The organism is Nocardia sp. NPDC057272, assembly GCF_042668615.1.
Lineage (GTDB): Bacteria > Actinomycetota > Actinomycetes > Mycobacteriales > Mycobacteriaceae > Nocardia.
Map to the genome: position 1 here is coordinate 599,407 of NZ_JBHUYK010000001.1, position 21,777 is coordinate 621,183.

At 68.0% G+C, this 21,777-nt stretch carries 19 protein-coding genes; 7 read left to right on the top strand and 12 right to left on the bottom strand.

Features of this window, described 5'->3' with window-relative positions; translation table 11 throughout:
- Window positions 1-69: 69 nt before the first annotated feature.
- Complete coding sequence (locus tag ACFULV_RS02715) at window positions 70-783, top strand: hypothetical protein (protein WP_378652455.1); 714 nt, start codon at window positions 70-72, stop codon at window positions 781-783.
- On the opposite strand, the gene ACFULV_RS02720 is transcribed toward ACFULV_RS02715, so the two are convergent.
- From ACFULV_RS02720 to ACFULV_RS02735, 4 genes are all read right to left on the bottom strand, one after another.
- Window positions 721-2,334 carry a protein kinase gene (locus ACFULV_RS02720; protein ID WP_378652310.1) on the bottom strand — a complete coding sequence of 538 codons (1,614 nt, stop codon included), beginning with the start codon at window positions 2,332-2,334 and terminating at the stop codon, window positions 721-723. The two genes, ACFULV_RS02715 and ACFULV_RS02720, sit on opposite strands and share 63 nt — an antisense overlap.
- Before the next feature lie 132 nt (window positions 2,335-2,466).
- On the bottom strand, window positions 2,467-3,552 hold the full coding sequence (gene dapC / locus ACFULV_RS02725; RefSeq protein ID WP_378652457.1) for a succinyldiaminopimelate transaminase: 1,086 nt from the start codon (window positions 3,550-3,552) through the stop codon (window positions 2,467-2,469).
- 35 nt (window positions 3,553-3,587) lie between these two features.
- Window positions 3,588-3,911: a ferredoxin gene (gene fdxA, locus ACFULV_RS02730; RefSeq protein ID WP_056813450.1), complete on the bottom strand. Its 324-nt coding sequence runs from the start codon at window positions 3,909-3,911 to the stop codon at window positions 3,588-3,590.
- A 108-nt stretch (window positions 3,912-4,019) separates the two neighbouring features.
- Window positions 4,020-6,620, bottom strand: coding sequence for a bifunctional FO biosynthesis protein CofGH (locus ACFULV_RS02735; protein ID WP_378638212.1), 2,601 nt, complete (start codon window positions 6,618-6,620; stop codon window positions 4,020-4,022).
- Between the two features lie 150 nt (window positions 6,621-6,770).
- Here ACFULV_RS02735 and ACFULV_RS02740 point away from each other — a divergent pair, with 150 nt between their 5' ends.
- The 3 genes from ACFULV_RS02740 (at window position 6,771) to ACFULV_RS02750 (ending at window position 9,273) form a co-directional block, all read left to right on the top strand.
- Window positions 6,771-7,271, top strand: coding sequence for a PH domain-containing protein (locus ACFULV_RS02740; protein ID WP_378652313.1), 501 nt, complete (start codon window positions 6,771-6,773; stop codon window positions 7,269-7,271).
- Window positions 7,272-7,306: 35 nt separating this feature from the next.
- The gene (locus tag ACFULV_RS02745) at window positions 7,307-8,818 is read left to right on the top strand and encodes a PH domain-containing protein (protein ID WP_378652460.1); all 1,512 of its coding nucleotides are present in this window, start codon (window positions 7,307-7,309) and stop codon (window positions 8,816-8,818) included.
- Between the two features lie 101 nt (window positions 8,819-8,919).
- Window positions 8,920-9,273 (top strand): DUF1622 domain-containing protein, encoded by a 354-nt coding sequence (locus ACFULV_RS02750; protein ID WP_378638208.1) that lies wholly within the window; start codon window positions 8,920-8,922, stop codon window positions 9,271-9,273.
- On the opposite strand, the gene ACFULV_RS02755 is transcribed toward ACFULV_RS02750, so the two are convergent.
- The 5 genes from ACFULV_RS02755 to typA form a co-directional block, all read right to left on the bottom strand.
- Window positions 9,263-9,682, bottom strand: coding sequence for a hypothetical protein (locus ACFULV_RS02755; protein ID WP_378638206.1), 420 nt, complete (start codon window positions 9,680-9,682; stop codon window positions 9,263-9,265). The genes ACFULV_RS02750 and ACFULV_RS02755 overlap by 11 nt on opposite strands.
- Before the next feature lie 10 nt (window positions 9,683-9,692).
- On the bottom strand, window positions 9,693-11,108 hold the full coding sequence (locus ACFULV_RS02760; protein ID WP_378652316.1) for an amino acid permease: 1,416 nt from the start codon (window positions 11,106-11,108) through the stop codon (window positions 9,693-9,695).
- Window positions 11,109-11,206: 98 nt separating this feature from the next.
- Complete coding sequence (mshB, locus tag ACFULV_RS02765; protein WP_378652318.1) at window positions 11,207-12,088, bottom strand: N-acetyl-1-D-myo-inositol-2-amino-2-deoxy-alpha-D-glucopyranoside deacetylase; 882 nt, start codon at window positions 12,086-12,088, stop codon at window positions 11,207-11,209.
- Window positions 12,085-13,818: an ABC transporter family substrate-binding protein gene (locus ACFULV_RS02770; protein ID WP_378638427.1), complete on the bottom strand. Its 1,734-nt coding sequence runs from the start codon at window positions 13,816-13,818 to the stop codon at window positions 12,085-12,087. Before ACFULV_RS02770 ends, mshB begins: the two co-directional genes overlap by 4 nt.
- Window positions 13,819-13,970: 152 nt before the next feature.
- On the bottom strand, window positions 13,971-15,872 hold the full coding sequence (typA, locus tag ACFULV_RS02775) for a translational GTPase TypA (protein ID WP_358064503.1): 1,902 nt from the start codon (window positions 15,870-15,872) through the stop codon (window positions 13,971-13,973).
- Between the two features lie 125 nt (window positions 15,873-15,997).
- On the opposite strand from typA, the gene ACFULV_RS02780 reads away from it, so the two are divergent.
- The gene (locus ACFULV_RS02780) at window positions 15,998-16,174 is read left to right on the top strand and encodes a hypothetical protein (RefSeq protein WP_194826542.1); all 177 of its coding nucleotides are present in this window, start codon (window positions 15,998-16,000) and stop codon (window positions 16,172-16,174) included.
- A 21-nt stretch (window positions 16,175-16,195) separates the two neighbouring features.
- Window positions 16,196-16,483 (top strand): 4a-hydroxytetrahydrobiopterin dehydratase, encoded by a 288-nt coding sequence (locus ACFULV_RS02785; protein WP_378652321.1) that lies wholly within the window; start codon window positions 16,196-16,198, stop codon window positions 16,481-16,483.
- A gap of 3 nt (window positions 16,484-16,486) precedes the next feature.
- On the opposite strand, the gene ACFULV_RS02790 is transcribed toward ACFULV_RS02785, so the two are convergent.
- Window positions 16,487-17,743, bottom strand: coding sequence for a mannosyltransferase (locus ACFULV_RS02790; RefSeq protein WP_378652324.1), 1,257 nt, complete (start codon window positions 17,741-17,743; stop codon window positions 16,487-16,489).
- 264 nt (window positions 17,744-18,007) lie between these two features.
- Between ACFULV_RS02790 and ACFULV_RS02795 the strand changes: the two genes are divergently transcribed.
- Window positions 18,008-18,784 (top strand): hypothetical protein, encoded by a 777-nt coding sequence (locus ACFULV_RS02795; protein ID WP_378638191.1) that lies wholly within the window; start codon window positions 18,008-18,010, stop codon window positions 18,782-18,784.
- A gap of 544 nt (window positions 18,785-19,328) precedes the next feature.
- Here the strand turns inward: ACFULV_RS02795 and ACFULV_RS02800 are convergent.
- Together ACFULV_RS02800 and ACFULV_RS02805 are read right to left on the bottom strand one after the other, a co-directional pair.
- Window positions 19,329-21,197: a tetratricopeptide repeat protein gene (locus tag ACFULV_RS02800; RefSeq protein ID WP_378652327.1), complete on the bottom strand. Its 1,869-nt coding sequence runs from the start codon at window positions 21,195-21,197 to the stop codon at window positions 19,329-19,331.
- Between the two features lie 47 nt (window positions 21,198-21,244).
- Complete coding sequence (locus tag ACFULV_RS02805) at window positions 21,245-21,667, bottom strand: hypothetical protein (RefSeq protein ID WP_378652330.1); 423 nt, start codon at window positions 21,665-21,667, stop codon at window positions 21,245-21,247.
- Window positions 21,668-21,777 lie beyond the last annotated feature (110 nt).

A 21,777-nucleotide genomic window follows, 5' to 3' on the forward strand; every position in this document is an offset into this window, starting at 1 on the left:
CGAAATCGGAGGACGCTCGTGAGCATTCGAACAGTGACATGGTGCGCGGCGGCGGTCGCCGTCGGCCTCATGGCGGCTGCGCCCGCCGCTCACGCCGACGAGGACCCGGCGACGGTGCCGCCGCGAACCGCCATGTCGCTGCGGATGCCAGGCGGATTCACCTGGGGCACCGCCAACGAGCACGAATCGCGGGCGGCGCTGTCGATGTCCAAGCTCTACATCGCCGATTACGCGCTGCGCCATGGCGACGGTTCGCCGGAGGACCGCGCGCTGTCGGAACGGATGATCCGCGACTCCGACGACGGGGCCGCCACCCAACTCGCCGGCAAATATCCGCAGGCGATCGAAGCGACCGCAGGCGAGTACGGATTGCGCGCGACGCACGGCAGCTCCGACTGGGGCCGGTCGAGCACCAGCACCGCCGATATCACCGACTTCCTGGCCGCCAAGCAGCGCACCGACCCGGGTTCGCCGATCTTCGAGTGGATGGCGGGTGCGAGCAACACCGCCGCCGACGGCACTCCCCAGAACTGGGGCACCGCCCAGCTGCCCGGTGTACAGGGCAGCAAGTGGGGCTGGTCGGATGTGGGCGCCCCCGAAGTGGCTTCCGCATCCTTCGGGCCCAGCTTCTCGGTCGCCGCGCACACCTACGGCACCCCGGCCGACCAGTCCACCGATGTGCTCGACGCCCTGCCCGCACTGATCCTTCGTCTGGCCGGGTCAGAAGGGCGCTTGCTGCCACCAGTTGTCGCGGGTCTCCTCGAAGGTGTGGCCAGGCCATGACACCTCGACTACCGAGTTCGCACTGAACACATTGCCGCGTTCCCTGGCCGCGAGAGTGAACGGCGCGGCGGGGTCGCGTGGCCGGTAGGCGGCGAGGCTGGTGTGGTGCAGTTCGCGCGTGAGGTCCTCGGTGGTGTGCCGCAGAAGGTAGGCATCGGCGTCGGCGGCGGAGGGGTACTCGGTGTACCACGCGAGGAGACCGTCGGCGTCCGTGCAGGTGATCTGCTGGAGCGGCGCCGGGTCGCCCGGCAGCACGACCAGCGACGGAGTCGCCGAACAGTGCGCCTCCCGCCAGCCGCGCCCGGCGGGTCCCGACGGGATCAAGTCGGTGAATCCCGAGGCCACCGACGCGTGCGCACCCCAGGTGGGCGGCGGCGGAACTCGATTGGGGCGCACGAACTTCCAGTAGACCGCACCGACGCCGATCACACCGGCCCCGGCGACCATCGCCAGCACGAGCAGACTCACCGCGAGTACCCGCCACCGCGAGGAAACCGCCCGCGGCCGCGCACGGCCGACCGGCACCGCACCGCGATGCACGGCCTGCCGCGGCACGGAGGGTGAGCTCACCAGCGTCGGGTTCAGCGAATTCGCCGCAGGATCCGCCGACCACGCTTCCCGACCGGAAGGGCGCGGCGCTGTACCGGAATCGCTTGCCGCGCTGCCGACTTCCCGAGCACGCGGTGGCCCGAAACCGCCGACACCCGGCGACACGAGATCGGCGCGAACCAGCGCCGCCGTCGCCGCCTGCGCGAATTCCACACAGCTGTCGAATCTTTCGGCAGGTTCCTTCGCCATGACCCGCGCGATGACCGCGTCGATTCCGGGCGGCAGGTCCTCGATCATCGCGGACGCGCGAGGTACCGGCTTGGTGAGGTGGGCGGCGACCACCGCCCCGGGATTGTCCGCGGGAAAGGGGCTTCGGCCGGTGAGCAGGGTGAACAGCGTGCAGCCGAGCGAGTACTGGTCGCAGCGGTGGTCGACAGCGGCGCCCGAGAGTTGTTCGGGTGACGCGTAGGCGAGGGTGGCGAGAAAGGCTCCGGTGCGGGTGAGCTGGCGGGCGTCGCCGCGCAGCCGGGCGATACCGAAATCGGTGAGCAGGACACGGTCGCCGGAGCGGCTGGGGGCCAGCAAGATGTTGGCGGGCTTCACATCTCGGTGCAGCACGCCACGATCATGGGCGTAATCCAGTGCCTCGGCGGTCTGCGCGATGATCCCGACCGCCCGCGCCGGATCCAGCGGCTCGCCACGGAACACCGAGGCGTCGCGGCCGTCGACGTACTGCATGGAGATCCACATCAGGCCGTCTTCGACGCCGCGGTCGAGCACCGAGACGATGCCGGGATGATCGAGATGGGCGGACACGTCCGCCTCACGCTCGAACCGCCCGCGGACCTCGTCGTCGGAATACAGTTCGCGATTGAGCAGTTTCAGCGCCACCTGCCGAGGCAGGCGCGGATGCGCCGCGAGGTACACGGTGCCCATGCCGCCCCGGCCGAGCAGCCGGTCGATCCGGTACCCCGCGAAGACCGTGCCCGCACTGAACTCCACCCCGTGCATTCCGCTGTGCCTCTCGATCTTGTGCAGGACAGCTACCGCCCCTGTGTCCACACGATATCGGCCGCCGCGGACAGCGCGAACCGCTGGGCGCGATCTACCCAGCGGTTCGTGCGGAGACGGCGTTCAGGACAGGCGTGCGGCCGCTTCGGCGATGCGTTCGTCGGTGGCGGTGAGGGCGATACGCACGTGCTCGGGCGAACGGGGACCGTAGAAATCGCCGGGGGCGGCGAGGATTCCGCGTTCGGCGAGCCAGTCCAGAGTGAGGCGGCAGGGCTCGCCGCGGGTAACCCACAGGTACAGACCGGCTTCGGAGAAGTCGATGCGGAAACCCGCCTGCGTCAAAGCTTTTCGCAGGATCTCGCGACGGGCACGGTAACGCTCGCGCTGCTCGGCCTCGTGCACGTCGTCGCTGAGCGCGGCGGTCATCGCGGCCTGGATCGGGAACGGCATGATCATGCCGGAGTGCTTGCGCACCTCGAGCAGCTCGGCCACGAGTTCCGGGTCACCGGCGAGGAAACCGGCACGGTAGCTGGCCAGGTTCGAGGTCTTCGACAGGGAGTGGATGGCCAGCAGGCCGGTGTGGTCACCGTCGCAGACGCGGGGGTCGAGGATCGACACGGCCTCGCCCTCCCAGGTCAGGCCCAGGTAGCACTCGTCGGACGCGACGATCGCGCCGCGCTCACGCGCGAACGCCACCACCTTGCGCAGGTGCTCGACGGGCAGCACCTTGCCGGTGGGGTTCGAGGGCGAGTTCACGAAGATCAGCGCCGGATTCTGCGGGCCGACCTGAGTGAGACCGTCTGCGCGCCAAGGCTTCGCGCCCGCCAGCAGCGCGCCGACCTCATAGGTCGGATAGGCGATCTCGGGGATCACCACCAGATCGTCGGCGCCGACACCGAGCAGTCGCGGCAGCCCGGCGATGAGCTCTTTCGTGCCGAGCACCGGCAGCACCGCCACCGGGTCGACGCCGGTGACGCCGAACCGGCGCGCCAACGCGGCGACGGCGGCGGAGCGCAGCTCAGGGGTGCCGTGCGTGGTCGGATAGCCGGGAACAGCCGCCACCGAACCCAAGGCCGCCCGGATCAGCGGATCGACCGGGTCCACCGGTGTACCCACGGACAGGTCGACGAGGCCACCGGGGTGGGTGGCCGCCTTCTGTTTGACCGCCGCGATGGTGTCCCAGGGAAAATCGGGCAGCAGGCCGCTCACCCGGCCCTTCCGGCTCTGGGTGGGCACCCCTGCGCTCACTCTTCGGCCATCGGGGGCAGCGCCTTGATGAAGGCGGGGTCGAAATCGACCACACCGACCTTGGTCGCGCCGCCGGGGGATCCCAGCTCGTTGAAGAAGTCGACGTTGGCGTTGATGTAACCGCTCCACTGATCCGGAGTGTCGTCCTCGTAGAAGATCGCCTCCACGGGGCAGACCGGCTCACACGCACCACAGTCCACGCACTCGTCGGGTTGGATGTAGAGCATGCGACCGCCCTCGTAGATGCAATCCACGGGGCATTCCTCGATGCACGCCTTGTCCTTCACGTCAACGCACGGTTCAGCGATGATGTACGGCACTGCCGTTCTCCTAGTCTGTCCTCACCTGCGGGGTTACTCCGCCCACGAAACACTATCCCGACCGCCCACATTACTCCCAGGTCAGCCTGCCCTAACTCACACTGACAATCATCCGATAGCCAATGGCAACGGTGCCGGTTTGGCTTCCACCACTCCGTAGGTGGTGGTGCGTTCGCGGACCGGACGGTCGATGCCCGCCGCGATCTCGGTGAGCTCGGCGACGGTTTTCGCCGAACCGTGCTGGGAACCGGCCATCCGGGAGATGGTCTCCTCCATCAGCGTGCCACCCAGATCGTTGGCGCCGCCGGTGAGCATGGCCTGGGTACCGAGGGTACCCAGTTTCACCCAGCTGGTCTGGATGTTGTGGATGCGGCCGTGCAGCATGATCCGGGCCAGCGCGTGGACCGCGCGGTTGTCGCGGTTGGTGGGGCCCGGCCGGGCCGCGCCGGCGAGGTAGAGCGGTGCGCTCTGGTGGACGAACGGGAGCGGGACGAACTCGGTGAAGCCGCCCGTCTCGTCCTGGATGCCGCGCAGCACCCGCAGGTGGCCCACCCAGTGCTTCGGGTTGTCCACATGTCCGTACATCATCGTCGAGCTCGACGGGATGCCCAGCTTGTGCGCGGTGGTGATGACCTCGATCCAGGCCGAGGTGGGGAGTTTGCCCTTGGTGAGCACCCAGCGGACCTCGTCGTCGAGGATCTCGGCGGCCGTTCCGGGGATCGAGCCCAATCCGGCCTCCTTCAGCGCCGACAGCCAGTCGTGGATGCTCTGGCCCCCGCGCGAGGCGCCGTTGACGATCTCCATCGGGCTGAACGCGTGGACGTGCATCGACGGCACCCGCGCCTTGATGGCGCGGACCAGGTCGGCGTAGCCGGTGACGGGGAGCTCGGGATCGATGCCGCCCTGCATGCAGATCTCGGTGGCGCCGTCGACGTGGGCCTCCCACGCGCGGTCGGCGACCTCGTCGGTGCTGAGGGTGAAGGCGTCCGCGTCGCCCTTGCGCTGGGCGAAGGCGCAGAAGCGGCAGCCGGTGTAGCAGATATTGGTGAAGTTGATATTGCGGTTCACCACATAGGTGACCTCGTCGCCGGAGACCTCGCGTCGCAACGAGTCGGCCAGTGCGGCAACGGCTTCCATGTTCGCGCCGTCGGCGGTGGCCAGGGCCAGGTACTGATCGTCGGTCAGACCCGCCGGGTCCTTCTCCGCGGCGCGCAGGGCGTCGAGCACCTCGGAATCGAGACGCTCGGGCGCGACGACGGCCAGGTCGCGGGCGTGTTCGCGAATCGTCTCCCAGTCGCCGAACGCGCCGACGACTTCCTGACCGAGCCCGGAATCGCTGCGGCTGTCGGTGTTTCGTCCCTCGGTGTCGATGGCGGTGTTCAGGTCGACACGGCCGACCGAATCCCACGACTCGTCGGGTTCCTGCCACGGCAGGCCGACCGGCACGGCCTCGGGCCTGGCCAGGCCCGTCGCGGGGTCGGTGAGCGCGTCGACGTGCGCGCCGATCCGGGGATCGATCCAGGGATGGCCCGCGCGAACGTATTTCGGATGCGCGGAGGTGCGCTCGACGAGGGTGAACCCGGCCGCCTCGGTGATCTCGCGCAGGGTGTCCAGATTCGGCCACGGGCGTTCGGGGTTGACGTGGTCGACCGTCACCGGCGACACCCCACCCCAATCGTCGATGCCGGCGTCGATCAGCGCCCGGCAATCACTGTGCGACACCAGGTTCGGCGGGGCTTGCACCGGAACATCGGGGCCGAGCAGCAACCGCGTCACCGCGACGGTCGCCAGGAACTCCGCGACGCCCGCATCGGGAACATCGCGCATGGCGGTGTCGTCCTTGGCGCGGAAGTTCTGCACGATCACTTCCTGGATGTGCCCGAACTCCCTGTGCTGCTTGCGGATCGCCATGATCGACTCGGCGCGCTCGGTGAGATTCTCGCCGATGCCCACCAGGATGCCGGTGGTGTAGGGCACCGAGAGCCTGCCCGCGTCGGTGATCGAGCGCAGCCGGACCGCGGGATCCTTGTCGGGGCTGCCGTAGTGGCATTCGCCCTTGTCGGTGAACAGCCTGGTGGCGGTGGTTTCGAGCATCATGCCCATGGACTGGGCGACGGGCTTGAGGCGCGAGATCTCGTTCCAGCTCATCACGCCGGGGTTCAGATGCGGCAGCAGGCCGGTCTCCTCCAGCACGAGAATGGAGACGGCGCGCAGATAGTCGAGGGTGGAGTCGTAGCCGCGCTCGTCGAGCCACTGCGCGGCCTCTGGCCAGCGGTCCTCCGGCCGGTCACCGAGGGTGAACAGCGCTTCCTTGCACCCCAGGGCGGCGCCCTGGCGGGCGATCTCGAGCACCTCGTCGGGTTCGAGGAACATGCCCTTGCCCTCGGCGCGCAGCTTGCCGGGCACGGTGACGAACGTGCAGTAATGGCACTTGTCGCGGCACAGCTTGGTGAGCGGGATGAACACATTGCGCGAATAGCTGATCGTGCGTGGGCGGCCCGCCGATTCCAGGCCCGCGTCGCGGACTCTGGCGGCGCTGGCGCACAGGTCGGCGAGGTCGTCGCCGGTGGCATGCAGCAGGACGGTGGCCTCGTCGACGTTCAACGTGACGCCGTCGCGGGCTCGGCGCAGGGCCCGTCGCATCGCGGCGGGACTCGGCGGCGACATCGGAACGCTCGGCTTCGGAAGGTCAGTCACCCCGTCGATCATGCGCTACTTCTTCCCCGGACGTGTGGTCGGCTGGTCACGGGCCCGTGGCGGGCGCGGCGTGGTCGTCCTTGTCCGACGACAACCTCCACCGTGACCACGCGTATTCCCGACGGGGTGAAACCGTCGCACGCGCATGGAACCATGGGCAGCATGTCACTGCCGCGTTCCACCATCCTGGCCGAACCGGCCTGGCGTCCGAGTTCGAAGGCCAAGCTGCTGTGGGCGTTGGAGAACGCGATCGGCGTGGTGGTGTCGGTCGTCGCGCTCGGGGTGTGGGCGGTGCTCGACGTGGACCGCCGCGGCTGGCAGGTGCTCGCCGGGCTGGCGCTCGTGGTGCTCGCGGTGGTCGCCGTCGTGGTGATCCCGCTGTGGCGGTACGCGGTGCATCGGTGGGAGGTGACCGATGAGGCCGTGTACACGCGGGTGGGGTGGCTGGATCAGGAGTCACGGGTCGCGCCGATCTCGCGGGTGCAGACCGTGGACACCGAGCGTGGGCCGCTGGAACGGATCCTGGGGCTGGCGACGGTCACCGTGACCACCGCGTCGTCGGCCGGGGCGGTGAAGATCAGTGCGCTCGACCTGCCGGTGGCCGAGGAGACGGTGCTGCGGCTGACCGCGATCGCCGCGCAGCACCGCGGGGACGCGACGTGATCCAGCCCGTCGAATGGCAGCGCCTCGACCCGCGCATGCTGCTGGTGTATCCGGTCAACGAGATCATGAAATACATTCCGGTGCTGCTCGGTTCGATCATCGTCGGCACGACCAGCGGCAACCCGCTGTGGAGTCTCATCCCGGTGGTGCTGGTCGCGGCGTTCGGTGTCGCGCGCTGGTTCACGACGTCGTATCGGATCGACGCCGATCACGTGCAGCTGCGCAGTGGAATCGTGGCGCGCCGGACCCTGTCGGTGCCGAGGCCGCGCATCCGGTCGGTGGATGTGGAAGCCGACCTGCTGCACCGGGTGCTGGGGCTGGCGGTGCTGGCGATCGGTACCGGCAAGCAGACCGACAAGGGCGAGGAGTTCAAGCTCGACGCGCTCGATACGAGTCAGATCCCGGCGCTGCGGGCCGAATTGCTCTCCCACACCGGCCAACACGCGCCCGACCACGTCGACGCGGCCGCAGCGCCCCATGTTTCGCGCCCTGACGCGCTCGCCGAGTCCGGGGTGGAGATCGGGCACTGGCGGGCGGCCTGGGTGCGCTACGCGCCGCTGTCGCTGACCGGACTGGCTGTCGTGGCACCCATCGCCGGGCTCGGCGCGCAGTACGGGGTGATCGACGTGCTGTCGGAAAGCGCTGTCGTGCAGCACCTCGACGACGACACCGCGGCGATCGTCACGATCACCATCGCGGGGTTGACCGTGCTGACGTTGGCGCTGGTGAGCCTCGCCGCGTGCGGCCAGTACCTCGCCACCTGGTTCGGCCTGCGCGTGCTCGACAACGGCACCACCTTGCACCTGCGCCACGGACTGTTCACCACCCGTCAGATCACCCTCGACCTGGCCCGCTTCCGTGGCGCCACCCTCAACGAACCGCTCCTGCTGCGCGCCGCCCGGGCGGCCCAGCTGGAAATGATCATGACCGGCGAGAACCCGCGCCAGAAGATCCTTCCCCAGGCGCCCCGCGTCGCCGTCGAACGCACCCTCGACGAACTACTGCGCAGCCGCCGGGGCCCGCGGGCCGGGGCATCGGCCGATTCGGCCGCGCCACAACCGATCACCGGTTCCGCCCTTGGCACCGTCGAGCTGCGCAGGCACGGACCCGCCGCCCGCCGTCGCCGCTACACCCGCGCCGCGTGGCCCGTCGGAATCGTTGTCGTCGCCATGCTCGCCGTCGTGCTCACGGGGGGTCAGCCGGCACCGTGGGCCTGGACCTTCCCGGTGGTCTTCGCCGTCGTCATGGCCCTGCTCGCCGAGGACCGCTACCGCGGCCTCGGCCACCGCGTGCTCCCCGGCACCACCGGCCCGACCTGGCTGATCACCCGTCGCGGCAGCCTCGACCGCAATCGGGACTGTCTCGAAGCGCCGGGCATCATCGGATGGACTGTGCGACAGACCTACTGGCAGCGCCGGGGCGGACTCGCCACCGTCGTCGCGGCCACCGCCGCGGGCAAGAAGGCCTACCGGGTGGTCGACATCCCGATCGATCAGGCCGCGGCCCTGATCGAAGAAGTGACCCCGGGCGGACTCGGCAAACGCTGACAAGGTCCGCAAGACCCGCCGAGCCCGATAGCGGCGCGGACGCCAGCGACGCGGCGTAGCGTTCGATTCGATCGCCGTGCCGCTGACGCTAGGGGTGATTCGTGCATTTCACCGAGGTTATCGAGAACGCGGGCAAGGTGCTGGACGCCGCGGGCGTCGCGGCCATCGTCATCGGCGCGTTCGTGGGCACGGTCCGCTTCCTGCGACAGTTGGCCGGGCACGAGGAGTTCGAGCTCGCCTACAGCACCTATCGGCGCGGGCTCGGCCGGGCGATCCTGCTCGGACTGGAATTCCTGGTCGCGGCCGACATCATCCGCACGGTCGCCATCGCACCGACGTTCACCAGTGTGGGTGTGCTGGCCTTGATCGTGCTGGTGCGGACGTTCCTGAGCTACTCGCTCGAACTCGAACTGACCGGGCGCTGGCCCTGGCAGAAGACGAAAGCTACCGGCTGACGTTCGACCGGTAGTACATGTACCCCGCGGGCGCGAGCACACCGCAGGCGAACAACAACAGGGTGCGGCCGTCACTGCCGAGCATGATGTCACCGCCGGGGCCGCGCGAGGCGCAGACCAGGAACCCGAAGACCCACACCACGATCGGGGCGAAGGTGAAGCCGATCCGGTCGGTCACCGATTCCATGCCGTAGACCAGCGCGATGTTGATGGGTGCGGCGAACAGCGCCACCACCGGAAACGCCAGCGAGCCGATGTACAGGGGCAGGAACAGCACTTCGACGGCCAGGGTGATCAGCGCGTCGACCAGCAGCAGCACGACGATGAGACCCGAGATCAGCGGATCCGCCACGCCGGAGATGCGTGCGGACCGCAGCACGGCGGTGGGCTGATCGCGATCGGTCACCATGCGCGTGAGTCTATTCGGCCGAAGCGGTCTGCTGTGCCGCGCGCGCCCGGGAGAACCGCCAGCCGATCAGCAGCGCGGGCACGATCAGCAGCAGGCTCGCCACCGTCCATGTGCCGACCGGGCGGTCGATCGCCATCAGGACCAGCACCGTGCACAGGAAGGCCAGCGTGGCCCAGCCGGTGTACGGCGCGCCCATCATCCGGAACGCGGGCCGCTCGAGCTGCCCCCGCTTCCACAGGTGCCACATCCGCAACTGACAGAGCACGATGGTGGCCCACGACGCCAGGATGCCCAGCGAGGCGACATTCAAGACGATCTCGAAGGCCTGATCCGGAACGAACCCGTTGAGCACCACTCCGAGCAGCGCGATGCCGAAGGTGAGCAGGATCCCGCCGTAGGGCACGCCATGGCTGCTCATCACCGAGGTGAACCGAGGGGCGCTACCGCGCATCGACATCGAACGCAGGATGCGCCCGGTCGAATACAGACCCGCGTTGAGACTGGAGAACGCCGCGGTGAGCACGACGATGTTCATCAGCGATCCGATGCCGGGCACGCCGAGCGCGGCGAAGAACGTGACGAACGGGCTCTCCCCCGCGTGATAGGACGTGTACGGCAGCAGGAGTCCGAGCAACAGCAGCGATCCGACGTAGAACACCGCGATCCGCAGGATCACCGAGTTGATCGCCCGCGGCATCAGCTTCTCGGGATCCTTGGTCTCCCCCGCCGCCGTACCGACCAATTCGACAGCGGCATAGGCGAAGATCACCCCCGAGGTGACGAGCACCAGCGGCAGGATGCCGGTCGGGAACATGCCACCGTGCTCGGAGATCATCGGCGGCCCGGTCTGTTCGCCACGAATGGTGAAGCGCCCCAGCAGGAACACCGTGCCGATCACCAGGAAGGCACACAGCGCGGTCACCTTCACCAGCGCGGCCCAGAACTCCAGCTCACCGAATGCCTTGACGCTCACCAGGTTCACGATCAGCACGATCACCAAGGCGATCAGCGCCAGCACCCATTGCGGCACCGAGGTCATCGGCTGCCAGTAGTGGAAGTACAGCGCGATGGCGGTGGAGTCGGCGATGCCGGTCATCGACCAGTTCAGGAAATACATCCAGCCCGCGACGAAAGCGGCTTTCTCCCCGAGGAATTCGCGCGCGTAGGAGACGAACGAACCGGATGTGGGCCGGTGCAGCACCAGCTCGCCCAGTGCGCGCAGGATGAAGAACACGAACACGCCGCAGACCGCGTAGACGACCCACAGCATGGGCCCCGCACTGGCCAGCCTGCCACCCGAACTCAGGAACAGGCCGGTGCCGATCGCCCCGCCGATCGCGATCATCATCAGCTGACGTCTGCCGAGGGACTTGTGATACCCGGCGTCCTCGGCGTCGAGATCCGGTCGATCACCCACAGCGGTCATGACACGCCACCCATCGTGTGAGAACACCCGAGAACGCGGACACCGGAACGGTACCGGCACGCGCGCCGATCCGCGATGGCAACCCTGTGGCTAGCGACTCAATCGAGACCGGCGAACAGGTCGTGCTCGAATCCGTCGGCGCCCACCTGGCCGCGAGTGCCGCGCACCAGCCTGAAATGTTCCTCCGGCAGCACCGGCAGCGCGATGTTGTTCGACAGAGCGAATTCCCGGCCACTCGGCGCGACGGTGACCTGGGTGGCGTGCGCGCGCATGGCGGCACGCTTGGCCGAGACCGCGTCGGAGACGTCGACCACGGTGGTCACTCCGCTCGTCGACATGGCGGCCAGTTCCGCCTCGACCGGCAGACGCCAGCCCGCGGGCAGCGCGCCGGGCAGTTCATCGACGGTGCGGCGAGCCAGCGCGGCGGTGTGCTGGCGCAGCAGGTCGCCGTCGGTGACGGTCCAGTAGAACTTGGGGACGTCCCAGCCCTGATCGGCAGCGGCCGCGACCGCCGCGGTGGTGATCTCGTGCGCGCGGATGTGGTCGGGATGGCCGTAGCCGCCGCGCGGGTCGTAGGTGACGACGACCCGGGGCCGCAGTTCGAGGATCACCGCCACGAGCGCGTCGACGGCGGCGTCACCGGAATTCACGAAGGCCCGTGGGTTCGCCGCCGACGGCGTGCCCGCCATGCCGGAATCGCGCCACCGGCCGGGACCGCCGAGGAACCACGGCTCGCCCGCGTCGAGGGCCGACAGCGCGGCGGTGAGTTCGCCGATGCGGTATCCGCCGAGCTGGTCGGCGTCGGCGGCGATCAGGCGCGACCACCGTTCATCGATGACCTCACCCTCCTCACCGAGCGTGCAGGTCACCACGGTCACCGGGACACCACGGCGGCGGTAGTGCGCGATAGTGCCGCCCGTGGTGAGGGTTTCGTCATCGGGGTGGGCGTGGACCAGGAGCAGGCCGCCGGTCTCGGTCATGGGATCCTCCGCCACTGTGCTGTATCACCGAAGATGCCGACCTGGATGGCGCCCGACAGCGACACACCGTCGACGCGCGGACCGGCCGCCGCGACGACGTTGTCCTGCACGATCGGCAACACGGTCGCCAGTTCCCACAACCGTGGCTCGGATTCGGCCAGGATCCGCGGCACCTCGAACCCCCGCAGCGCTTCGTCGATCGAGGGTTGCAGGGTCGGATCGCACACACCGCCGATATTGCTGGGCGCCTTGCGATACGCCTCGGCCGCGGCCAACGCGGGACCTTCGGCGCCGGCCGGCTCGACGGGCGGACAGCCGTAGCGTGAGGCGAGCGCGGTGGCGGGGTCGCCGCCCGCGAGCTCCCAGCCGACGATGGCGTCGATCGAGGATTCGGTGAGGTCCTTGCCGTACAGCTCATCGGCGGCCAGGCCGCGAACGGTGGCATCGATACCGGCACTGCGCAATTGGTCGGCGGCGGTGTTGGCGACGGCCAGCGCCGACGCGTCTTCGGTGACGGCGCCGATCCGCACCGACAGCCCCTTGCCGTTGCGCGCCACCGAGCGCGGGCGCGGCGCGGGCGAGGTGGGCGAACCGGTCTGCTGCGCCTCCGGTGCGCGGCCGAAGCCCGCCTCGGCCAGCAGTGCGAACGCTTCATCGGCGGTCATCCGCGGCGGCGCGGTGGGCACATAGCCGGGACTCGACGGCGAAAGTACCTGTGCGCGTGCGGGTTCTACCCACCCACCGGTCTGCGCGCCGACGGTCGCCAGCAGGGCGGGGTCGAGCAGCGCGAGCACCGCCTTGCGGACCCGCACATCGGCGAGATCGCCGGAACGGCCGTTGAGCGCGAGTTGCAGTTCGCGGGCCTGCGGCATGATCGTGGTCCGCACCGACGGGATCGCGGCCAGTTGCGCCTGGGTCGCCACGCCGCCGTGCACGAGCGCCATCTGCGCGTCGCCGGTGCGCAACGATTCGGCCAACTGCGAGGGTGTGCCGCCGCGACGGAACTGGATCTGATCCGGGGAGGCCGGGGTGCCCCAGAAGCGGTCGTTGCGTTCGAGCAGGATCTCGTCGCGTCCGCGATCGACCGATTTGATGGTGAAATTGCCGCCCGAGACCGGGATCTTGTCGACCAGCCCGCTGGTGAACCCACCCGGCGAGTCCTTCACCAGGTGCGAGGGCAGCAGATTCGAGAACAGTTCACGCCAGGCCGGATAGGGCTGGGTCATGGTGACCGTCACCGTCTTGCCGCCCCCCGAGGACGCCACATCGGAGATGAGCCGGTAGCCGGCCGGGTCCACCACGCCGGGCTGGCTGATCATCTGCTGCCAGAGGAACCGGAAGTCCTCGGCGGCGATCGGAGCGCCATCGGACCAATTGGCCTGATTACGCAGGGTGTAGGTGATGGTGAACGGCTCCTGGGCCGTCACATCGGCCGACACGATCAGCGAGGTGTCGGGCACCCAGTCGACCAGACCGGGATGCACGGGGCTCGGCGCGGCACGGAACGGGCTCGGCAGCACCATCGAACTCACCGCGCTGGTCACCGGCGACTGATCCGAGCGCAGATGCGGGTTGAACCCGATCCCGATGTCGTCGATCGCGACGACGACGGTGTTCTTGCCCGGCTTGGCCTGGGTGGTCTTGGGAGAGTCGGAGGACTCGATCGGCGGTGGCGGATTCGCCGTGCAACCGGCCACGACCGCCGTCGAGGCAATCATCGCCAGCACCATCGCACGCCACCCTGCGCGCCGCCCCAGACTCACCTTGCGCACTCTACCCAACCCCTCCATCCACTGCCGTCCGGCCGATATCAGGCCAACGAAAAGGCGTCGGCCGGGTCCGTTTCCGGTACCCGGCCGACGCCGTTCGACACTGCTGCCGACTAGTTCGCGGCGGCCTTGTCGCGAGCCTTGCGACGCGACAGGTCGCGGGCCCGCTCGTTGGCGCCCAGCACCAGCTTGCGCACGCGGACCACCTCGGGGGTGACCTCCACGCACTCGTCCTCGGTGCAGAACTCCATCGCCAGCTCGAGGTCGAGCTGCAACGGCTTGGCCATGGTCTCGAAGGTGTCCGCGTTGGCGCTGCGCATGTTGGTCAGCTTCTTCTCGCGGGTCACGTTGATATCGAGATCCTCGGCACGCGGGTTGATGCCCACGACCATGCCCTCGTAGGTGTCGGCGCCCGGCTCGACGAAGAACTGACCACGGTCGGCCAGCTGGATCATCGCGAACGGGGTGACGGTGCCCGCGCGGTCCGACACCAGCGAACCGGTGTGGCGAGCGCGGATCTCACCGGCCCACGGGGCGTAACCGTGGGCGACGGCGTTGGCGATGCCGGTGCCGCGGGTCTCGGTGAGGAATACGGTGCGGAAGCCGATCAGGCCACGCGAGGGGACGATGAACTCCATGCGCACCCAGCCGGCGGCGTGGTTGCTCATCTGCACCATCTTGCCCTTGCGGGCGGCCAGCAGCTGGGTGATCGCGCCCAGGTACTCGTCGGGGCAGTCGATGGTCAGCTCTTCGAACGGCTCGTGGGTCTTGCCGTCGACCTGCTTGGTGACCACCTGCGGCTTACCGACGGTGAGCTCGAAGCCCTCACGGCGCATCTGCTCGACCAGGATGGCCAGCGCCAGCTCACCACGGCCCTGCACCTCCCAGGCGTCGGGACGGCCGATGTCGAGCACGCGCAGCGAGACGTTACCGATGAGCTCGGAATCCAGGCGCGACTTGAGCATGCGGGCGGTGAGCTTGTGGCCCTGCACCCGGCCGACCAGCGGCGAGGTGTTGGTGCCGATGACCACCGAGATGGCGGGCTCGTCGACGGTGATGCGCGGCAGCGCGACCGGGTTCTCCGGATCGGCGAGGGTGTCGCCGATCATGATGTCGGGGATACCGGCGATGGCGACGATGTCACCGGCCTCGGCGACCTCGCCGGGCTGACGCTCGACACCGATCGTCTGGAGCAGCTCGGTGATCTTGACCGTCTTGGCGCCGTCGGCGTTGATCCAGGTGACGTTCTGACCCTTGCGCAGCTCGCCCGCGTAGATGCGGACCAGGGCCAGACGGCCGAGGAACGCCGACGCGTCGAGGTTGGTGACGTGGGCCTGCAGCGGCGCGTCCTTGTTGCTCTTCGGCGCCGGGATGTAGTCCATCAGCACCTCGAACAGGGCGTCGAGGTTCTCGGCGTCGGGTGCGGAACCGTTTTCCGGCTCGACCTTCGACGCCTTGCCCTCACGGCCGGAGGCGTAGAGCACCGGCAGATCCAGCGCGAGCTCGGCGGCCTCGGCGGCCTCGTCGTCGAGGTCGGAGGCCAGGTCGAGCAGCAAGTCGTGCGACTCGGAGACGACCTCGGCGATGCGGGCGTCCGGGCGGTCGGTCTTGTTGACGACCAGGATCACCGGCAGCTTCGCCGCCAGCGCCTTGCGCAGCACGAAACGGGTCTGGGGCAGCGGGCCCTCGGACGCGTCGACGAGCAGCACGACGCCGTCGACCATGGACAGGCCGCGCTCGACCTCGCCACCGAAGTCGGCGTGGCCGGGGGTGTCGATCACGTTGATGACGGTGAGAGAACCGTCGGGGTTATGGCGATGGACGGCGGTGTTCTTCGCGAGAATGGTGATGCCCTTCTCGCGCTCGAGATCACCGGAGTCCATGACTCGGTCGACCAGTTCGGCTCGCTCAGCGAACGCGCCCGACTGACGAAGCATGGCGTCCACCAGCGTCGTCTTGCCGTGGTCGACGTGGGCCACGATGGCGACGTTGCGAAAATCGCGTGAAGACGACACGCCTCAATCCTCCTGCTGTTGATGTATTTGGCGCGCATTCATCTGGCATCGCGGCCTGTTACACCCTACCGGTACCTTCGCCGCGACCTCGTGTCAGGCTTTGTACTTAGGTTACGCTAACTCCCATGGGCAAGGTGAAGGCGAAGAAGGTCTCGAGCCTGAAGCCGAAGAAAAAGTGCTGCAGGAAGAAGACGCGCTGCTTCAAATGCCCCGTCGTCATCATGCGGATGAAGAAGGCCGAGGCCGCCGGAACGTGCGGTAAAGATCTCAAAAAGGCGTTGAAGCTGGCGCGCGCCAAGTAGGCGGAGGGGTACAACCGAAGTATGGGTACTCCGTTGCTCTCCGCCCCCGAACTCACCATCGCGCTGGCCACTCTTCCGGAGTGGTCACGCGACGGTGACGCGATCACCCGCACCGTGCAGGCACCGAGTTTCCTCGCCGGCATCGAGACCGTCCGCAAGGTCGCCACCGCGGCCGAGGCTGCCGATCATCATCCCGATATCGAGATCCGTTGGCGCACACTGCGTTTCACGCTGAGTACGCATTCGGCGGGTGGGCTCACCGCGCTCGATACGGCGATGGCGCACACCATCGACGACCTCGTCGGCTGAGCGTCAGCTCGCGGGCACCTCGGCCGTGCGACGGCCGGGGAGTTGAGCGCGCAAGGTCGCGCGACCGCGCCAGATCAGCCAGCCGAGCAGTACGAACACGCCGATCACGTCGACCGCGCCGAGCCAGGCCAGCGGCCACGGGCGCGGGATGGTCCAGATCGTCGGCTGCGCGAACGAGAGCACCCAGGGCACGCCCACCAACATCGTCAGCACCCAGAACCCGGCGATGATCCGCGCCACCCGCTCGTCTCGCAGCGGACCGTAGAACAGCCACAGCGCGGTCGGGATCAGCCAGACCCAGTGGTGCGACCAGGAGATCGGCGAGATCATCAGCCCGAACAGCTGCACCAGTACCAGGGTGCCGAGCCGGTCGTCGGGACCGAGGGTGCGCCACGCGCAGAACGCCAGCACCGCCGTGACCGCGACCGCGGCCAGCCACCACGGACCGGACTGCACGTCGTAGCCCAAGATGCGGCTCAGCGCGCCGCGCAGCGACTGGTTCCACACCGAACCCACGGGGCCGATCCGGTCCGCGTCGCCGAGCAGGGTGCCGAAATAACGCTTCGCCTCGTGGGCATTGATGAGAAAGCTCACAGCGACGGTCAGCCCGAAGGCCCCCGCCGACCACAGCACCGTCGCCCAGCGCCGCCGCGCCACGAAGTACAGACCGGTGATGGCCGGGGTCAGCTTGATGCCGGCGATCACGCCGACGAGGGTGCCCGAGATCCACCACCGCGCACTGCGCACGGCCAGCATCGCGCCGAGCACCAGGAACACATTGACCTGGCCGTAGTCGATCGTGGTCCGCACCGGCTCCAGCCAGACGCCGAGCGCGGTCCAGCCGACGGCCGCGGTGATCCACGGCGTCTGCTTCGCCTTCGCCGCGCCGAGGAGCAGTTCGAAGCTGATCCGGATCACGCCGTAGAGCGCGGCCACCGTGGCCAGCATCCAGCCGACCGCCACCAGCGTGAACGGCAGATAGTGCAGCGGGAAGAACACCAGCGCCGCGAACGGTGGATAGGTGAACGGCAGCGGGAAGTCCGGCGTCACCTCGGAGTAGGTGAAGTCGTAGAGCCGATCGGTGAGCAGCGAGGCCGAGCCGTCGACGTACACGTGCAGATCGACGACATTGAGCCCGTTCGGGGCGAAGAGCATCCAGGCCAGCCTGGCGAGCACGGACAGTCCGAGCAGCGCGAGAGCCCATCGGAGGTGTCGGTTCAAGGCCAGGCTTTCGGTCGGATGGGTGGCGTCGCGCGCCATTTCGCGGTGCTCCGCTACTTTAACCAGGCGGCCGCGAGTCACCGGCGGCCACCGGCCACCCCGACACCATGGATAACATTTGCATCAACATCCCCAGGTGTAACACCGGTCAGGGCTAGCGTCGATGAACATGGTTTCGGCCGGTGATCCGCTCAGGGCCCGGCGGCTGTACAACACGGCAGCGTTGTCCTTAGAGTGACCCCCGACATGTTGGGGTCGACAACCCTCGCCCATCGCAAAACCGAGGTAAGGACGGCTAGACAAGTGCTTCGTAGCCGAGGATCGCGGATCGCAACGACCGCTCTCGCCATCGCGGCAGGCGCCATGCTCGCCGCGCCTGCATCTATCGCCGCGCCCGCGCCAGCCCCACAGGCGGCGCCGATCAGCGTCCCGATGGTGCCGGAAGGCGTCCCTGTCGACGCGCTAGCCGCCTTCGCCCCCGCCGTGGCGGGCCTGGTCGCAGGCCCCGCCGACGTCGCCAGCCCGCAGACCGCCCTGCTCGATCAGGCGCGCGTACTGCTAGCCACGCTGAACCTGCCGCCCGCCATCAAGGCCACCCTCGAGCGGATCATCACCTTCCTCGACGGCAGCGGCGGCGGCGGTCCCGAGCTCCCGCAGGACGGCCCGGCCATCGCGCAGTTCCTGTACCCGACGATCGGCAAGGGCTGCATCGGTGACGGCGCCGATTCGGTCGGCACCGCGCTCGCGGTCGCCGGTCCGGCGCAGCTGCCCCCGCCCGGCCCCGCCGCCGGACAGGCCGGTTTCGTGTTCACCGCGCTCGGCACCAAGGCCCCGACCGGCGAGCAGAACCCGCCGATGACGGTGCAGTGGCTCAACCTCGACACCCGTCAGTCCGCGATCCAGACGCTGACCGACGAGGCCAAGATCAACCCCGGCGGTCCGGCCACCCTGTCGGCGATCGCGAACACCGGCCACGGCCGCGTGGTCGCGGTGATCTCGGGTTCGCTCACCACCGCCGCCGAGGGCGCCGCACCGCGCACCTGCACGTTCATGCCCACCCTTGGCTTCTTCACCGTCTAGGCTCCCCCCGCCTCCCCGCGACTTCAGGCCAGACCTGAGGTGCGGGGAGGTTTGCGTTGGCGGCCAGACCATGGTTGTGGCTCGGTGAGCCCGTACCCGGTGAGTTACCAATGTGCTCACCAAAACTGTCGCCGCTGGTCACGGTGCCGAGACTACTGCGTGGGCGGTGGCCACTTGCCCTCTAATTGTCATAAATCCGCCCGACGTGCATCGATGGTGCCTGATGGGGTGGCATCGTCCCATGGGTCCCGCTCCGGTGAGCAGCGGATGTCGCAGCGTCGTCAGCGGTCCGGTGAGATCTGCGGGTTCGTCCCGTGGACCGACGACGATAGGACGATAGCGGGTGACGCCCGGACGAGCTGTTCCTCACGAGGTGGACTAAGGAACTAGTTCCAAACTCCGGAGAGGGGTCCCCTCTATCCGTGGTCTCCCATGAACTGCCCGGCCAGGAACCGCGCGACGCTCAACACCTCCAATGGATCGGCTCAGTGGTGAACCGTCATGGATTTGGGGCCGCTGACCAGTCCCCGGGTCATAGTCGCCGTCACGACTCCAAGTCATTCGTATCCCCAGCGCCGGTACCAGCTTCGTCGTCGGCGAGGTCATCACGCTGGGCGAGCAGGTTTCCGAGATACTCTATTGCGTCGGGGTGGCCGGTTTCTGCGGCGTAGCGCCACCAGTCTTCTGCTTCGGCGAGGTCCCCGCGCTCTGCGGCCAGAATCCCGAGGTTGACCATGGCGTCGGGGTGGCCGGTTTCTGCGGCGTAGCGCCACCAGTCTTCTGCTTCGGCGAGGTCCCCGCGCTCTGCGGCCAGGTTTCCGAGGTTGACCATGGCGTCGGGGTGGCGGGTTTCTGCGGCGTTGCGCCACCAGTCTTCTGCTTCGGCGAGGTCACCACGCTGCTTTAGCAGGAGCCCGAGGTTGTGCATAGCGCCGCTATCGCCGACGTCGATGGCTTTGCGGTACCAGGTCTCGGCTTCGGCGAGTTCATTACGTCGCTTGAGCAGCACGCCGAGGTTGACCATTGCTTGGGAGTGCCCAGCCTCCGCGGCTTTCTCGTACCAAGCCTCGGCGAGGTCACCACAGTCATCACGCTGTGCCAGCAGCACACCGAGGTTAAACATGGCGTCGCGGTTGCCGCCGCCAGCGGCCTGTTGCCAGAGGCCGTACGCGATGAGGTGGCTTCCCCGGAAAAAAGCACTGTTCGCAACACTGAACAGAATTTCAGGGGAGGCACCGTCTGTGGCGCGCATCCAGAATGTGTCGGGGATCGGCCGCGGTTCGTGCTGTTGCCCGTCGTCGGCGGCGAGGAGGTAGTCGAAAGGGCGATAGGCGCGGATCCGGGGATCGATGAGCCATGCTGGGTCGATCGCGGTGGTCAAGCCGGCATCGTTGAAAGGCCGCCGTGCCTGGTCGATCGCGTCGGCGAGTTCGGAGTCGGTGATGTCGTAGCCGCTGTAGTCGGTGTCAACCACCTCGCGGGCCAAATCGAGGACCCGGTCCTCCGGAATCCGGTCGGGACGCCCGATCCGGGCCCAGTCGATCACGACCTGGACTACCGCAGTGAATGCTGCGGCCTTTGTCGAGACCTGCCCCGGGGTGCGTCCGCGACGGTAGTACGCCAGCAGCGACGGAGCCCCGACGAGCATTTCGCCGACCCCGTACCGGGTCAGGTCCAGTTCCGGATACAACCGTTTCGCCGCTTGCTGCTCGTGTCGGCTGGAACTGGTCGACTCCAACTCAATTCGGCAGGCCTGCTCGAATACAGTACGGATGCCGCTGGCCATCTCCCCCTCGATGTTGAGCTCGTCGTACTTTTCACGGCGCAGCGTCGCCACCACAATCGTGCGGGCCTGCCGCGCAGTGAGAGCCGCGAGCACTCTCGGTGTCAGAGCGCGTTCAGCGGTGAGGAATTCGTCCAAATTCTCCAACCACACCACCACCGGCTCAGCCAGTTCCCGATACTGGCCGCATCCAGCCAGTTCGGTCAGGCTCACCTGGTCGGGAACCACAACTTGAGCCTGCGGCAGTTCATCGCGGACAGCTTCAAACAGAGTTCGGGTCTTGCCCGCTTTAGACGGCCCGATCAGCAACACCAACCGTTCGCCGGCCAATGCCGCCCGGACTTTTTCATCGACCCCGGCGTAGGTACGTGGCACATACGGGTCGTCGGTTCCGTAGGTGTTGCTGTCACCGAACACCGAAGGAGTGGCCTTCAACCGGTACGGGTCCAACTCAGTGACAAACGGCAACTCATCGCCGACACCGCGCACCTCGACCAGATCGATCAATGCCAGCGGCGCCGCCGGGACCGCGTTGACGTACTGATTTTTTACGACAGCGACGTGAGCACCACCGCCGACGACGACGGTGGTGTTGTCAACTCCGGTGACCGCCACTTTCTGTGCGGTCACCTCAGGGCGGCCTATTTCCGGCTGCCCTGAGGTGGTTGGGTTTTCAGTCATACGGGCGGCGCGACGGTGGCGTTGCCGCCAGCCTGCACCGTGAGGTTGCCCTTGCCTTTGACATTGGCGGTCTGGGTGATCGCGGCGACGGTGCTCTGATCCCCTGCACTCAACAGCGGGGTGAGGTCGTCACGCAGCAACCGTTCGAGGTCTCCATGCAGGCCGGGATCTTCGGTGAGCAGCCGCTGTAGCCGCAACCGCCATACCCCAGCCAGAGCTTCTGTGGTTGCGGTATCGCCGCTGTTGAGGGCAGCGACAGCATCGCTGCGTAGCTGGTCGAGTTCGGTGCTGACCTGTTCAGCATCACTCGGGCGGATCTTCTGCCACCAACCCACTACAACGTCTCGGGCCTTTGCCCAGCCGTCAGTGGCCATCGCAGACACTACTGCGGTTCCCACGGCCATCGTGATCGGATCCATCTACCCCTCCTCGGATTCCTTGGCGACTCACCGCCGCCTATCAGAGGCCATCGTAGGCTCACACCTGACGGTGGACACCGCGACTCCGATCAGTCGGTCAAGTAGTCGAG

Coding starts and splice junctions, on each gene's coding strand:
- ACFULV_RS02715 (WP_378652455.1), top strand. CDS start 70: ATGGCGGCTGCGCCCGCCGCTCACGCCGACGAGGACCCGGCGACGGTG.
- ACFULV_RS02735 (WP_378638212.1), bottom strand. CDS start 6,620: ATGATCGACGGGGTGACTGACCTTCCGAAGCCGAGCGTTCCGATGTCG.
- ACFULV_RS02740 (WP_378652313.1), top strand. CDS start 6,771: ATGTCACTGCCGCGTTCCACCATCCTGGCCGAACCGGCCTGGCGTCCG.
- ACFULV_RS02745 (WP_378652460.1), top strand. CDS start 7,307: ATGCTGCTGGTGTATCCGGTCAACGAGATCATGAAATACATTCCGGTG.
- ACFULV_RS02755 (WP_378638206.1), bottom strand. CDS start 9,682: ATGGTGACCGATCGCGATCAGCCCACCGCCGTGCTGCGGTCCGCACGC.
- ACFULV_RS02760 (WP_378652316.1), bottom strand. CDS start 11,108: ATGACCGCTGTGGGTGATCGACCGGATCTCGACGCCGAGGACGCCGGG.
- mshB (WP_378652318.1), bottom strand. CDS start 12,088: ATGACCGAGACCGGCGGCCTGCTCCTGGTCCACGCCCACCCCGATGAC.
- ACFULV_RS02770 (WP_378638427.1), bottom strand. CDS start 13,818: ATGGTGCTGGCGATGATTGCCTCGACGGCGGTCGTGGCCGGTTGCACG.
- ACFULV_RS02780 (WP_194826542.1), top strand. CDS start 15,998: ATGGGCAAGGTGAAGGCGAAGAAGGTCTCGAGCCTGAAGCCGAAGAAA.
- ACFULV_RS02785 (WP_378652321.1), top strand. CDS start 16,196: ATGGGTACTCCGTTGCTCTCCGCCCCCGAACTCACCATCGCGCTGGCC.
- ACFULV_RS02790 (WP_378652324.1), bottom strand. CDS start 17,743: ATGGCGCGCGACGCCACCCATCCGACCGAAAGCCTGGCCTTGAACCGA.
- ACFULV_RS02805 (WP_378652330.1), bottom strand. CDS start 21,667: ATGGATCCGATCACGATGGCCGTGGGAACCGCAGTAGTGTCTGCGATG.